This is a genomic window from Dyella jiangningensis (genome assembly GCF_003264855.1).
GTDB lineage: Bacteria > Pseudomonadota > Gammaproteobacteria > Xanthomonadales > Rhodanobacteraceae > Dyella > Dyella jiangningensis_C.
In genome coordinates, this window is sequence record NZ_NFZS01000001.1 from 1563214 (window position 1) to 1577377 (window position 14164).

Genomic DNA, 14164 nt, shown 5'->3' on the forward strand with positions numbered 1-14164 from the left:
AAGGCCACAGTGTAAACGGCGACTGCCGTCAGTGGACCACGCCCACGCCGATGCCGAAGCTCACGTTGGACTTGCCGCTCTCCATTTCGGCGGCCGTCCACACATGCGACTGCGCCACGCTCACCGTGGGAAACACGTAACCGGCCTCGCCCACGTTGCCGTTGCGGCTGCCGGTGATGCGGCCAGTGAGCGTGATCAGCGAACCGGAGGGATAGTCGAACGATTCGACATAACCCGGCACGACGGCGACGAAGCGACCCCAGCCGCCGCCGTTGTCCACCTTGGGACGCTGCGAGCTGTCCAGCGGGTAGCCAAGGATCTCGATCTCGCTGTGGTCGTGGAAGTTGTTCACCTGCACGATGCGGCCGCCCCAGATCACGTCTGCGTTCGCAAAGCGCTCTGGCGATTGCGCCACCGCGTTCGGAGGAACCGCGATGGTGTTGGTCGAAGGCTTGTAGATCGGCGCGGGAGCGCATGCGGCCAGAGCCGTCAGGCTGGCGATCGCCATGCCGCGAAGCAGATAGGAAGCGAGACGGACAGGCATGACAGGCTCCGGCGTTCCAGACGGGGACGCCATGAGCTTAGCCGGCCTCGGGCAAGCGTGGTAGGCAACAGCGGTGCATGTCGCCCGGCGTTCAGGCCTGGGTTTCTTCCACCAGCCAGTCGAGGCGCCATTCGGCCCGGCGTTCCTGCGAGAGCAGCGGTGCCATGGCGCGCAGCGAATCGCGCAGCACGTCGTCGAGCTTCCAGGGCGCGTTGAGGATGACCATGCCCGAACCATTGAGGCGCAGCGGTGAATCGTCGGGATGCACGAGCAGTTCGGCACGCAGCACACGGCGGGCGCCGCAACGCTGCAGCCAGCGGTGGAAGGGTTGCACCTGGCTGCGCAGCTTGATCGGGTACCAGACGGCATAGACGCCGGTGGGCCAGCGCTGCAGGGCCAGCTTGAGCGCCTGCTCGATCACGCGGTACTCGGCGTCCTGCGCCTCGTAGGGCGGATCGATCAGCACCAGGCCGCGCTTTTCCTTGGGCGGCAGCAACGCCTTCAGCGCTTCATAACCGTTGCGCTCATGGACATGGACGCGGTGATCGTGGCGGAACAGCTCGCGCAGGCGCGTGGCTTCTTCCGGGTGCAGTTCGCACAGCTGCGCGCTGTCGGTTTCGCGCATGGCGTTCGCCACCTGCAAGGGCGAGCCTGGATAAAGCTTCAGGCCGTGTTCGTTGCCCGGTACGCGGAGGATCGCGTCCAGCCAGCGGCGCAGCAGCGGCGGCAGTGGTTCGGAACGCCCACCGGAGGCATGGAGATCGGGGAACAGCAGGCGCGCGATGCCGTCCTTGTATTCGCCCGTCTTGCCGGCCTCGGTGCTGTCCAGCGCATAGCAGCCGCTGCCGGCATGGGTGTCGACGAAGGCGAACGGCGTGGCCTTGGCCTGCAAGGCTTCGATCAGCGCGAACAGCACCGTGTGCTTGAGGACATCGGCGAAGTTGCCGGCGTGGTAGGCGTGACGGTAGTTCATGGTCATGGAGGCGCCGGATGGCAGGCGATTATACGGCCCCGCCGCCTCCACTGTAGGAGCGCACCCAGTGCGCGATCGACGCCCCATTCCACGCGGTCGCGCACTGGATGCGCTCCTGCATGGGACTGCACGTCTTGCGGAGCCACCTCCAGAGTTGAGCGGGTGGTGCGACGGTGGCTATGCTCCCGTCATGACCCGCCATCTTTTCCGTCATCTGCGTCGTTGCCGCGCCCTGTTCGCGCTGGCTCTGTGCGCGTGGCTGGCGCTGGGCAGCGCGGCGTGGGCGCAGCCCGAGGATTGCTGCGCGTCGATGGCGGCGTCGATGGGCATGTCAGTGCCGCACGCGCCGGACCATGGCGCGGCGCATTCGATCACGATGGCAGCTGACGGCTGCTGTGCGCATGCCTCGGTCAGCGTGCCGCCGTCGTCATGGGGGCCGGTAGCCGAGGCAGAGCCTGCCAGCCAGGGCTGGCTGTCGCGTCGGGAGACGGCGCCCCAGCCGGTATACGAACCGCCCTTGCGACCGCCGGTCGCCTGATTCTCCGTTCGATGCACGGGGCCGGATCATCGGCCGATTCGACGCGCCCGCCTCGCGGGCACGACTGACGGAGCAGGACCATGAACAAGCAGGAACCGCGCGGCTTTCAACTGCCGCGTCGGCGTTTCGTCCAGGGGCTGGCGCTGGGTGGCGTCGCCGCTGGCCTGGGACTTTGGCGCGGCGACGCGCTGGCCCAGATCGCCATGCCGCGCGCCGAACTCCGCGGCAACCATTTCGAACTGGAGATCGGCGAGCTGCCGGTCGACTACACCGGGCGCAAGCGCATCGCCACGGTGGTGAATGGGCAGCTGCCCGCGCCGCTGCTGCGCTGGCGCCAGGGCGACACGGTGACGCTGCGCGTGCGCAACCGGCTGCGCGAAACCAGCTCCATCCACTGGCACGGCATCGTGTTGCCGGCGGACATGGACGGCGTGCCCGGCCTGAGTTTCGACGGCATACCGCCTGGCGGCGAATACGTCTATCGCTTCACGGTGAACCAGGCGGGCACGTACTGGTACCACAGCCATTCGCGCTTCCAGGAGCAGACCGGGCTGTATGGCCCGATCGTGGTCGAGCCGCGCGATGGCGAGCGCCACGCGGCGGATCGCGACTACGTGGTGCTGTTGAACGACTGGACCGATCTCGACCCGGAAACCGTCTACGCCAACCTGAAGAAGCAGGGCGGTTACTACAACGTCGGCAAGCGTACGGTGGGCGACTTCCTGCGCGATGCGGGGCGCGACGGCCTGTCGGGCGCGCTGGCCGAACGGCGCATGTGGAACCAGATGCGCATGGACCCCACCGACCTGGCCGACGTTTCCGCCGTGGCCTACACGTATCTGGTGAACGGGCAGACGCCGGCCGGCAATTGGACAGGACTGTTCAACGCGGGCGAGAAGATCCGGCTGCGCTTCATCAATGGCTCGTCGATGACCTTCTTCGATGTGCGCATCCCGGGTTTGAAGATGACCGTGGTGGCGGCCGACGGGCAGGCGATCGAGCCGGTGAGCGTGGATGAGTTCCGCATCGGTACGGCCGAAACCTACGACGTGATCGTGCAGCCGTCCGCTGATCGCGCGTGGACCATCTTCGCCCAGAGCATGGATCGCACGGGTTACGCACGCGCCACGCTTGCGCCTCGCATCGGCATGACGGCCGACGTGCCGTCGCTCGATCCGCGTCCGCTGCTGAGCATGGGCGACATGATGGGCGCGATGGATCACGGCGGCATGGGGCACGACATGTCCGGCATGGACATGATGGCGATGCCCGGCATGTCGATGTCGATGCACCACGAGCCTGCGCCTTCGCTGAAGACCGGGCCGGAGGTCGACATGCGAGTGGCCGCGCCGCGACGCAACCTCGACGATCCTGGCGTGGGGTTGCGCGACAACGGCCGCCGGGTGCTCAGCTATGCGGACCTGCACGCGATCGATGCGCCGATCTCGCCGAACGTCGACCGCGAACTCACCCTGCACCTCACCGGCAACATGGAGCGTTACCTGTGGTCGTTCGACGGCAGGCGCGCCTCGGCCGCGGAGCCGCTGCGCTTCCGCCATGGCGAGCACCTGCGCGTGACGCTGGTGAACGACACCATGATGACCCACCCGATCCACCTGCATGGCATGTGGAGCGAGCTGGAGTCGCCGGACGGCTCGTTCCAGGCGCGCAAGCACACGGTGATGGTGCAGCCGGCGCAGCAGCTGAGTTATCGCGTGAGCGCCGATGCCCCGGGACGCTGGGCGTACCACTGCCATCTGCTCTACCACATGGAGGCGGGCATGTTCCGCGAGGTGGTGGTGGCATGAACCGGCGAATGATTCCGGGCATCGCACTGGCGCTGGGCGCCTGTGCGCCATCGATGCTGCTGGCGCAAAGTGCCGACATGCAGGACATGCCCGGCATGTCCATGCAGCATGCACCGCAGACCGATCCCCATGCGGGCCATCACGCGACGACCAAGCCGGCCGACAGCGCGCAGGTGCATGACGGCATGGACCACTCCGGCCATGACATGCCCGCTACCGGCGAAGCGACGCTTCCGCCCAACGACCATGTACCGCCGCCTCCGCCCCAGCACGCCATGCCCGCCATGACGCGGGAGCAGATGGGCGCATTGATGCAGATGGACGATGCGTCGGCGACGGGCATGCTGTTGTTCGATCGCCTTGAGCGGACGCGCAGCACATCCGGTGACTACGCCACGAGCTGGGAGGCGGAGGGATGGCTCGGCAATCCCATCGATCGCCTGTGGGTGAAAGCCGAAGGCGAGCGCGGCAGCGACGGCACCGAAGGCCGCGCCGATGTGTTGTGGAGCCACGCCTGGGCCAGTTTCTGGGATGCACAGCTCGGTGCGCGGCAGGATTTTGGCCGAGGACCGACACGGCAATGGGCCGCTGTCGGTGTGCAGGGCCTGGCGCCGTACTGGTTCGAAACGCAGGCGACGTTCTATGCGGGCGAGCAGGGGCGCACGGCGTTGAGGCTCGAAGCCAGCTACGAACTGTTGTTCACGCAACGCTTGATCCTGGAGCCCAAACTCGAACTCAACCTGTACGGCAAGGATGATCCGCAGCGTGGCGTGTCGTCGGGCCTGTCGGATGTGGAGGCCGGGCTGCGCCTGCGCTATGAGTTCAGCCGCAAGTTCGCGCCCTATGTCGGCGTGAACTGGACGCGGCGCTACGGTGATAGCCAGGCGCCTGGCGCGCCCGCGTTCCATGCCCGCGAAACGATCTGGGTGGCTGGCGTACGCTGGTGGTTGTAACTCGCCTGACGGTGAAGTGGGTGCGGGCGGCTGCAGCCGCCCGCGGAAAGCTCAGTAGGCCACCGTGATGCGCCTGCGGCTCGCATCGCCTTTTTCGATGCGGTCGAGCAGGGCGACCGCGTAGTCGGCAACGCTGATCTGGCTCTTGCCGTTGGCGTCCACCAGCAGTTGATCGCCACCGACGCGGTACGTGCCGGTGCGCGGGCCATCCTCGATCAGGGCGGCCGGACTGATAAACGTCCAATCGATCGGGGACCGGCTGGCGCGAAATACGTCCAGTGCCTTGCCCTGGCCGGCTGCTTCGGGCTTCCAGGCGTCAGGGAAGTGCGGGTCGTCCATCACCAGCACGCCCGGAGCGGTCTCCAGCGAGCCGGCGCCGCCGACCCATGCAAAGCGCTTCACGCCTGCGGCGGGCAGGTTGTCCAGCAACACGGCCGCATTGACCGGAATGACGTCGTTGTCGCCATCGCGGCGCGCGGAAAGGCTGGCGACGGCGGCATCCGCGCCGCGCACGGCGTCCAGCCACGTCTCCGGCTTGCCGACGTCGCCGGTGACCACGCTGAGTCGGGGATTGCGGGTGGACAGGCGCGATGGATCGCGCACGATGGCGGTGACGTCGTAGCCGCGCGCCAGCGCTTCGTCGAGGATGGCGTGACCGATATGGCCGGTGGCGCCGAACAGGGCAATCTTCATGGGACAGGGACTCCAGCAACGGGTGGGGTGCCGGCGAGCGAGGGCGCGGGGTTCATGAATGCGTCGCCGGTACCGGGCTGAGGCAAAGCATGCGCCTCTGATCGACGTGGATAAACGCATCAAACGGGAATTCACTGTAAAGTTTGGCTTGACAGTGAGGCGTCCATGTCCAGCGAAGTGAATCTCAACCGGTTGGCGGTGTTCGTGGCGCTGGTGCGTGCCGGCTCGTTCACGGCGGCTGCCGAAACGCTGGGCATGACCAAGGCGATGGTGAGCCAGCATCTGGCGAAGCTGGAGCAGGAACTCGGCGTCACCCTGGTACTGCGCAGCACCCGGCGCATGACGCTCACCGAAGCGGGGAGCACGTTCCACGCTGCCTGCGCTCGCATCCTCGCCGAGGCGGAGGCGGCGATCGAACAGGTGGGCAGCGACCAGGAGAAGCCCAGCGGCACGCTGCGGCTTACCGCCACCAGCGATTACGGCACCTCGGTGGTGGCGCCGGCCCTGGCCGACTTCATGCGCAGCCATCCGCAACTGCAGACCGACCTGGTGCTGAGCGACCACGTGAGCGACCTGATCGCCGAACGCTTCGATCTGGCCATCCGCATGGGTTGGTTGCGCGATTCGAATCTGCGTTCGACGCGGCTGGGCAGCTTCCGCCAGCTGCTGGTCGCTTCGCCGGGCTATCTTGCTGGCCGGGGCGAGCCGCGCAGCCTGGCGGAGTTGCCATCGCTGGCATGGGTGTCGCTCGCGCTGTTGTCTTCCCCGCTGCGCTGGACGTTCACGGCACCCGATGGTTCACGCCGTACCGTGCGCATGAAGCAGGCGGCGCAAGCCAACAACGTGGTGGCAGCGCATGCCCTGGTGCGCCACGGCGCCGGCGTCAGCGTGCTGCCGGACTACCTGGTCACCGACGACATCCGCGAAGGCCGCCTCGTGCCGCTGCTGGCGCAGTACCGTCTGCCCGAAGGCGGCATCCACGCGGTGTATCCGGGGCGGCAGCCGCCGGCCAAGGTGCGTGCGTTCATCGGGCATCTGCGCGCCTGGCTTGCCGCGCAGACATGAGGCGTCATTCGACGACGTTGTGGCTTTCCGCGGTGCCCAGCAGTTCGGGCTGCGTGGCCTTTCCCTGCTGTCGACTCAGCAGCGGATGCATGAACACGGCCGCGAGGATCACCGCCACGCCTGCGTAGAACCAACCGTCCAGTTCGCGCTGCTCGCCCAGCATGAGCATGGCCAGCACGATGGCGTAGACGGGTTCCAGGTTCGTCACCATCTGCGTGCCGAACGCGCTCATGTGGCGCAGTGCCACCAGCGCGAGCGCGAACGGAAGCAGCGTGCAGCCGAACGAGAGCAGCACCAGCAGCGCGGCATCGTGCAGGCTGGGCACCACGAAGGCGGCGCCCGTGTGCGGCAGTAGTGGCGCCAATACGGTAAGGAACAGCGTGCCGGTGCCGAGCTCGATGCAGGTCACCGTGAGCGGGTCACCGTGTTCCACCAGGCGCTTGTTGTAGGAGCCGAACAGGGCCACCAGCAAGGCGGAGAACGCACCCACGGCGATGCCGAGCCGCATGTCGACAGGAACGCCGCCGACCACCATCGCCACGCCGGGCACGACGGCCACGCCGATCAGCAGCTCGCGCGGATCGAACTTGCGCCGGGCGATCCATGGTTCCACCAGCGCGAGGAACACCGGCCCCAAGGCGATGCAGGTGGCGGCGACGGACGCGTTGGCAAGCTTGATCGCGGCATAGAACGTCAGCCAATGCAGCGACACCAGTACGCCGATGCCGGCGTAGGACCAGCGCAATCGCACGGGCATGGCCTTGAGCCCCCGCCAGACGCGCGGCATCAGCAGCAACGAGCCGGAGACCAGCAACATGCGCCACCACACCAGCGGCAAGGCAGGCAGGGTGATCAGCTTGCCCAGGATGGCGGTGAAGCCCCATAGCAGGACGCAGAAGTGGATCTGCCAGCGGGCTTTGGTGACGGATTGCATGGACGTACATCGACGGGAACGGGGCGGCGCATTCTAGCGTCGCCGCCGCGTAAGTAGTGCGCAGTCACTGCTTTTGTGCGGTTTTCGGCGGATTTTTGGTCGAAGGCGGCGTGGCCTTCGACGGATTGCGCATCTGTTCGAGCACGGCGGCGCAGGCGTTGTCGGGCTCGCCCTTGCTGGTGACCACCAGCGGCAGCAGGGCCGCCACGGGCGCGGCGAGCACGCCCAGCGCCACGGCGCCGCCACCGCGCAGGATCAGTGGACCAGGCTGGACGCCCACGTCCGGGTTCTTCAAGGTGCCCTTCACATAGAGCGGCGAGCGCAGCGACAGCACGCGCAGGCCTTTCGAGTTCGGGTGCACGTCCAGATCCAGTTTTTCGTTGGCGAAGTTGACCGTGCCATCGATGTTGACGGTGGCATCTTCGGTGTCGAACACGAACAGGCGTGTCTGGAACAGGCCATTGGTGGCGGCGAGATCCGAGGCGGCGCAGTTGATCTTCACCGTCTTGTCGCCGAACAGCTTGCTGATGATGATGTTGCCCACGTTGAGTCCGGCAGTCTCCAGCAAGGCCTTGCTGATCGCGCCGTCGTTCATCAGCAGCTTCACCTCGCCGCTGGAGGTGCCCAGCAACTCGCTCACCGAATTGCCACGCGCGTCGAGGGTGGCATCGCCATTGATCTCGCCGAAGCTGGTTCGCATCGGTTCGAATTTCGGAAACAATTCCTTGAGCTTGAGGTGGCGTGCGCCGAGCTTGATGTTGCCCTGCATGGGCGTGCGGCTGCCGTCGAGGCTCAGGTTGCTGTTGACCTTGCCACCGGCCAGGTCGAAGGAGAGCGGATCGAGGCGAAGCACGCCGTTGTCCATGACCACGTGCGTGGAGAGCGCATCGATGGGCAGGGATGCATCGCGCACGATATGCCCGGCGCTGAACTGCACGTCGGCGTCCATGGCGCGCCAGCGATCCGTGCGGAACGGCTCGACCGGCAGCGCCTTGTCGGACGGTTGCGGCGTGGCGTCGCCGCGGCGTTGCTTCTCCGCATTGGTGTCGGCGCCGATCAGCGGGGCGAGGTCAGCGAAGCGCAGTACCTGCGATTTCACTTCGCCGGCCAGCTTGGGGCGCGGGCCGCCGGTGTCGAACGTCACGTTGCCGGCGATATCGCTGCCGCCGACACGGCCGCGGAAGTTTTCATAGGAGAAGTGGCTGTCACCTCGCTTGAGGTTCGCCTTGAGATGACCCTGCGTCGCGAAGGGCGGCGTGTCGGGCAGCGTGACGCCAATCAGCGGATACAGCTTGGCCATGCTGGCGCCGGAGAACCACAGGCGGATGTCGAGCGCAGCCAGGTGCAGCGGATCGGTAAACGTGCCCACGAAGGCGATGTGGCTGTCGTCCACATGGATGTTGGCCTGCAGCGGGAAGGGCTGGTCGGTCTGCTGCAGCGCGAGCACCCCGCCGGTCTTGCCGGTGCCTTTCACCGGCTCGCCCTGGTAGCGGCCCTCGGCCTGCCAGGCGAACTGATAGGCGGCGTGCGTACTGCCTGGCCGGCTTTCATCCTTCGCGTTGGCCTTGGCCACCGCCTGTCGAGCGCCGGCGCCGGCGACCTTGCCCGCCTGCTCGGCGGCATCGGCGGATTGCTGCGCCACGATCTGGTCGTAGGGAATCGCCTGTTGCAACGGTTCCACCGTGATCTTCAGGTTTGCCTTGTTTACCGCGTCGTCGAAGGTGATCTCCGAGTGGTCGAAACCGACGGCGTGCAGGTCGAGCGCCCAGCTGGACGGCTGGGCGCTCTTGCCGAAGGTGAAGTCCCAGGTGGCGCGGCCCTGGGCGTCGCGCTCCAGGTCGATGCGCGGACGCACCACGTAGAGCGTGGGAATCTCCACGTGATGGAACAGCAGGCGCAACGGTGCGAGGCGGAATCGCACGGCATCCAGTTGAGCGAACTGCAATTGCTTGGCCCAGTCGGGATTGCCGATGACGATGTCCCGCGCCTGCAGCGTGGGCCAAGGCACCCATGCCGCAAGGCCGCCTTCCCCCGGCTCGCGCGCCCAGCTGACCGTGATGTCGCCCTGGATGACGAAGGGACGGCCAATGGTCTGGCTGACGCGCTCGTTGATGGTGGGCTTGAGCCGATTCCAGTCGAACGTGGCGACGATGAAGATCGCCGCCGCGATCAACAGCAGCAGGACGGCCACCGGTGCGTAGACGAACCACATCAGCCTTCGGCTGCGCCAGGACATCCATTGCCTCCTGCAATGACCGGCTGGTGCCGGTCGTCGACTCACTCTTATCCGCGACAACGGCAAATTTTCGTAGTGATGGCGTCCACGCGCTCAGCGGAAATTCATGCCATTCACGCTTCGTCCTCGCTTCCTTCGGCTTTCCAGTAGCCTGTCGCACGCAACCATTCCTTGGGAATGTTGCGTTCATCGGAAAGATATTGGCGCATGCGTCGCGCGCGTGAGGATTCCGCGGCGATCCACCAGAACGTGTCGCCCGATGGCGTGGGCAAGCGTTGCAGCGCGTGTTCCAGCAGCTGGCTGGTGGCGGCATCGAGGTTGTCGCGTTCGAACCAGGCGAAGTCGACCTGGGCGCGCGATTCGAGCGTCTGTCGATCCGCGCTGCCGGGAATTTCCATCAGTACGATGGCGTGCGCGCCGTACGGCAGTTCCTCGAGCCAGCGGCTGACCGCGGGCAAGGCGGTTTCGTCGCCGATCATCACGTAGTGATCGAAGTCATCCGCCACCACGAAGGACCCGCGCGGACCGCCGGCGCCGATGCGTTGCCCCGGCTCGGCCTGTTCGGCCCACCTGGCGGCGGGGCCGTCGCCGTGAAGCACGAAATCCACCGTGAGCTCGTTGACTTCGGCGTCGTAGCGGCGGGGCGTGTAGTCGCGCATCGGTGAAGGTTCGACACCTTCGGGAAATTCCAGGCGTCCCTGGCCGGGTGTGGGGAGTACGAGCTGGCCTGCGCGATTGGGGAAGAACAGCTTCGTGTGGTCGTCCGGTGAAGCGCTGTGGAAGCCGCGCAACGCCTCGCCGCCAAACACCACGCGCTGCATGTGCGGCGTGATGCGCTGCGTGCGCAGTACCTCGATCTCGCGAAGCACCACCGTGTGGCGCTGCATCTGATGGGCATGTCGGGTCATGGGGAGTGATCTCGATGGGGGTCAGTCGTCGGGTTCGGCGGCGATCTCGCTGGCGGCGTGTTCCAGCAGTGCCGCGACGCGTTTCGCTTCGGATGCGTTCCATGCGGTGCCGCGTGCCATCAGCGCGTGCTTCACCGCATGCATGGCGTGCCGCACGGCCGGTGGCAAGGCCATCTTTGCGGCGATCCGTACGGCATGGCGTGTGCGCAGCGTCATGGCGTCGACGGCATCGTGGTGGTCGGCCAGGAACCGACGTCCCTGCGCCGTGACGGTATAGAGCTTGCGGCCACCGTGTTCCTGGTCGACCTGCAGCAACCCCAGCTCCTCGAGCATGGTCAACGTGGGGTAGATCGCGCCAGGACTGGGCGCGTAGTGGCCGTGGAACATGTCCGCGATGCGGTGGATCAATTCATACCCGTGGCCTGGTTGCTGTTCGAGCAGGGCCAGCAGCAACAGCTTCAGGTCGCCATGTCCCAGCAGGCGTTGGCCGCTGGAGCGGTCCGGATCGCCGCGCAGTGCGGCCTTGGCTCGGCGTGACGGATCGTGCATGGCGTTGATTTCGATATATCAAAATAAAACGATATATCGAAATGATATCCGGGGCAAGTCGAGGGCAACGTCTGTGGCAGACTCATCCGGAACCGGGATCCAGGAAGGGTTGTCATGCGTGCACGCAAGTGGATGTTTGCGGTGCTGGCCGTGCTGTTGCTGGCTGGCTGTTCAAGAAAGCAGGAGGTGGCGCCCGCCACGTTGACGGGCGAGGCGGCGAAAGCGGGTGCAAAGCTCGCTTACGAACATGCCGTCGGTATCGAGCTGCCGAAGGCGCAGATCGACGCCAGGGTGGGCGCCGTGCGCGAGGCCTGTGAAACGCAGCGCTTCGGCGCATGCAACGTATTGCGCATCACGCAGGGTGAATGGCGTTCCTCGTTGGTGGTTCGCGCGACGCCAGGCGCCGTCGAGCCCCTGGTCGGCATGGCGGGGCAAGGCGGCAAGTTCGTTTCGCGCGAAACGCATGCGGAGGATCTGGCGGATGCGGTGAACGACAACCAGCGCAAGCAGGCGCAACTGGATGCCTATGCCAGGCGGCTGGACGAACTGGCTTCACGCAGGGATCTCGCCGTTGCCGACCTGATGGCGTTGAGCCACGAGCAGGCACAGGTACAGCAGCAGCGCGAATCGTTGCAGGGCGAGGCTGCCATGCAGCAGCGGCGGCTCGACACCAACCTGTTGGAGCTGGATTTCCACGATGCCGATGCCGGCTCACGCGGGCATCGGTTGAGTGCGTCACTCAGCGGACTGCTCGACCAGCTGATCGAGGGTGTCGGCGATGCGCTGTCCGCGGTCGCTTATGGCCTGCCGTTCCTGCTGCTTGCGCTGCCGCTGGCACTCGCCTGGCGATGGGCATGGCGCCGCATCGTCAGGCGGAGGAACCATCCCGGGACGTGACGGCGGCGAGGCGCAGCTCAGGGCTGCGCTTTCGCCTCGCGGACCGGGATGTTGATGCTGCACAGGTCGATCTTGCCGGCCGGGTTGCGATAGAAGTCGTCGCGGCGATTGCGCTTGGCTTCGATCAACGCGGTGAAGGTGGCGCTGTCGGTGCGCAGCACTTCGATCTTCGGCCGCTGTTCCGGTGGCAGTTCGGAGGCGAGCTGGATGGCGCTAATGCCCACGCGCTGCTCGGGCTTGTCGTAGAAGCCGAGCGGGCCGGTGCCGCGCGGCAGGCCCGAGAGATATTCCATGCCCTGCAGCACGCGGCCGACCACGGCGAGGTTGCGATCGAGTCCACGGGGCGCCTGGCCGATCACGACGTACAGGCCGGTGCCGCTGCCGGTTTCCGGGTCGGCGTCGCGTCCCACGCCCACCATGCCGTAGCAGTGCGTGAGCCATTCCTGTCCGTGCGCCTTGTCGCGCCCCACCGGGAAGCCTTGGGAGAAGCCGACTTCCGGCGCGTAGACGTCACCGTCGGGCAGGCGCGTGAACGGCAGCTTCGCATCGAACGGTCGCGTGTATTCCGGCGGCAGTTTCGCCTTGGCGCTGCCCAGCGGCTTGAGCTTGCTCTTGTCGCCGTTGTCGTCGTCTTCCGGGTCGCCCCACTGGGTCACGAAGTTGTCCTGCACGCGCACGATGGCGAGGCCATCGAAATAGTGCTCGCGCACCAGCGTGCGGATGTTGGCGACGTGCAGGGGCGTGAAATCCGGCGCCAGTTCGATCAGCACCTGGCCCTTGGGCAGCGTCATGATCAGCAGGTTCTGCGGATCGGGCGTGCGCCATTCCTGCGGCTGCGACTTGGCCAGCAATTCCTTCGGCGTTGGTGTATGTGCGGCGGGCTGGTCGGCCGCGATGGCGGCCACGGGCAGGGCAATGGCGAATGCGATGGCGGCAGCAAGGCAGTGGCGCAGCATGGGGTCCCCCGGCATTGGAAAGACCTCACGGTAGCAGAGCGGCGAGCTGCCCATAAAGCGCGCGTGATGCTTGCTGTCGCCATCCCGGCAATAGGTTGCACTGCGCGAATCGGATCAGCCGACCGTGCCGCGGTTCACCATGGCAAGGCTTGGAAGGGCGCTGCAGGCGACACATGCTCCAGCGCACCGCCGCTTGCATGGGCCACGGCATCGTGTGCGTGCAGGCTTTCGTGGTGAGCGACGCGGACGTTGAAGCCGGCAACGCCAGGATCGCCTTCAAGTGCCTGCTGGATCCGTCGCGCAGCATCCTCGCAGAACATGAGGTTGCCACCGTTGGCGAGCGCGAAGGCCTGTTCGTCTTCCCGTTTCACGGCGGTCTGCACGGCGGTGCCCAACGCGTGTTCGGCACGATCGAGCAGCGCGATGAGCGACAGCGATGCATCCGGTGCGGGGCGCACGCGAAGATGTGCGGTGCTGCGTTGCGCATGTGGCGTGGCGACGATGCCTTGTTCGCTGCCCAGCCACGCCATGACAGCGGCATGATCCAAGGAAGCGCCAGGGGAAAAGGCCTCGGCAAACTGCTGCTGGATGAGCTGGCGCGAAAGCGCTGCCGACGCGGGGCAGGTGGACGAGTAGACCACGTCGGTACCGAGTTCGAAACGGTAACCGTGTTCCGACAGGCTCGCCTCCAGGCACACCGGATACGCGCGCCAGCCATGGTTGCTGCTGCGCAGGGCCGCACGGCGTACGAGCACCTCGAAGCGAAGGTGGATGCAGGCACGATCGGCGATGCCTTCGTGCGAATGAAGGAAGGCCCGCAGCAGTCGTTCCAACGATGCCGCATCGACGGGTTCGCCGCCCAGGTGCGCATCGGCCAGCAGATACAAGCGCGACATGTGGATGCCGCGCTGCTGCGCCCGGACCAGGTTGACGAACATGTCGACCTTCGCCGCCGTGCGTTGCATTTCGCCGCCGCCTGCATCGAAGCACACCGGCAGCGCGATGCCTTCCATGCCGACCCATTCAAGGCGCCCGATCGCACCCGTCGTTGCATCACTGCCGACGTCGGGGAGCGGGCGTACGGCGCTGTCTCTGTTCTTCACCGGGGCA

Annotated in this window: 14 protein-coding genes; 5 read left to right on the top strand and 9 right to left on the bottom strand. The window is 66.4% G+C overall.

Translation table 11 applies throughout. The features are described from left to right. Positions 1-28: 28 nt before the first annotated feature. Together CA260_RS06975 and CA260_RS06980 are read right to left on the bottom strand one after the other, a co-directional pair. Positions 29-544, bottom strand: coding sequence for a Slp family lipoprotein (locus CA260_RS06975; RefSeq protein ID WP_111981703.1), 516 nt, complete (start codon positions 542-544; stop codon positions 29-31). A 91-nt stretch (positions 545-635) separates the two neighbouring features. Continuing rightward, positions 636-1517, bottom strand: a complete 882-nt coding sequence (locus CA260_RS06980; protein ID WP_111983045.1) for a 23S rRNA (adenine(2030)-N(6))-methyltransferase RlmJ — start codon at positions 1515-1517, stop codon at positions 636-638. Between the two features lie 190 nt (positions 1518-1707). Between CA260_RS06980 and CA260_RS06985 the strand changes: the two genes are divergently transcribed. The 3 genes from CA260_RS06985 (at position 1708) to CA260_RS06995 (ending at position 4816) form a co-directional block, all read left to right on the top strand. Continuing rightward, the gene (locus tag CA260_RS06985; protein WP_111981706.1) at positions 1708-2055 is read left to right on the top strand and encodes a hypothetical protein; all 348 of its coding nucleotides are present in this window, start codon (positions 1708-1710) and stop codon (positions 2053-2055) included. A gap of 80 nt (positions 2056-2135) precedes the next feature. Next, positions 2136-3863, top strand: coding sequence for a copper resistance system multicopper oxidase (locus CA260_RS06990; RefSeq protein ID WP_111981709.1), 1728 nt, complete (start codon positions 2136-2138; stop codon positions 3861-3863). Beyond that, positions 3860-4816 (top strand): copper resistance protein B, encoded by a 957-nt coding sequence (locus tag CA260_RS06995; protein WP_111981712.1) that lies wholly within the window; start codon positions 3860-3862, stop codon positions 4814-4816. Before CA260_RS06990 ends, CA260_RS06995 begins: the two co-directional genes overlap by 4 nt. Positions 4817-4867: 51 nt before the next feature. Here the strand turns inward: CA260_RS06995 and CA260_RS07000 are convergent, their stop codons facing one another. Further along, positions 4868-5509 carry an NAD(P)-dependent oxidoreductase gene (locus tag CA260_RS07000; RefSeq protein ID WP_111981715.1) on the bottom strand — a complete coding sequence of 214 codons (642 nt, stop codon included), beginning with the start codon at positions 5507-5509 and terminating at the stop codon, positions 4868-4870. A gap of 165 nt (positions 5510-5674) precedes the next feature. Here CA260_RS07000 and CA260_RS07005 point away from each other — a divergent pair, with 165 nt between their 5' ends. Beyond that, a complete protein-coding gene (locus CA260_RS07005; RefSeq protein ID WP_111981718.1) occupies positions 5675-6574 on the top strand; it encodes a LysR family transcriptional regulator in 900 nt (299 codons plus the stop codon). 4 nt (positions 6575-6578) lie between these two features. On the opposite strand, the gene CA260_RS07010 is transcribed toward CA260_RS07005, so the two are convergent. The 4 genes from CA260_RS07010 to CA260_RS07025 all read right to left on the bottom strand — a co-directional run bounded on the left by CA260_RS07010 (position 6579) and on the right by CA260_RS07025 (position 11201). Continuing rightward, positions 6579-7508 carry a DMT family transporter gene (locus CA260_RS07010; RefSeq protein WP_111981721.1) on the bottom strand — a complete coding sequence of 310 codons (930 nt, stop codon included), beginning with the start codon at positions 7506-7508 and terminating at the stop codon, positions 6579-6581. Between the two features lie 64 nt (positions 7509-7572). Continuing rightward, on the bottom strand, positions 7573-9744 hold the full coding sequence (locus CA260_RS07015) for an AsmA family protein (RefSeq protein WP_111981724.1): 2172 nt from the start codon (positions 9742-9744) through the stop codon (positions 7573-7575). A 113-nt stretch (positions 9745-9857) separates the two neighbouring features. Then, the gene (locus tag CA260_RS07020) at positions 9858-10652 is read right to left on the bottom strand and encodes a siderophore-interacting protein (protein WP_111981728.1); all 795 of its coding nucleotides are present in this window, start codon (positions 10650-10652) and stop codon (positions 9858-9860) included. Positions 10653-10673: 21 nt separating this feature from the next. Continuing rightward, positions 10674-11201 (bottom strand): PadR family transcriptional regulator, encoded by a 528-nt coding sequence (locus CA260_RS07025; RefSeq protein WP_111981732.1) that lies wholly within the window; start codon positions 11199-11201, stop codon positions 10674-10676. 114 nt (positions 11202-11315) lie between these two features. Between CA260_RS07025 and CA260_RS07030 the strand changes: the two genes are divergently transcribed. After that, on the top strand, positions 11316-12098 hold the full coding sequence (locus CA260_RS07030; protein WP_111981736.1) for a DUF4349 domain-containing protein: 783 nt from the start codon (positions 11316-11318) through the stop codon (positions 12096-12098). Positions 12099-12115: 17 nt separating this feature from the next. Here the strand turns inward: CA260_RS07030 and CA260_RS07035 are convergent, their stop codons facing one another. Both CA260_RS07035 and folE2 read right to left on the bottom strand, forming a co-directional pair. Continuing rightward, complete coding sequence (locus CA260_RS07035) at positions 12116-13054, bottom strand: peptidylprolyl isomerase (RefSeq protein ID WP_111981739.1); 939 nt, start codon at positions 13052-13054, stop codon at positions 12116-12118. A 134-nt stretch (positions 13055-13188) separates the two neighbouring features. Then, complete coding sequence (gene folE2 / locus CA260_RS07040) at positions 13189-14157, bottom strand: GTP cyclohydrolase FolE2 (RefSeq protein ID WP_111981741.1); 969 nt, start codon at positions 14155-14157, stop codon at positions 13189-13191. Positions 14158-14164: the final 7 nt, after the last annotated feature.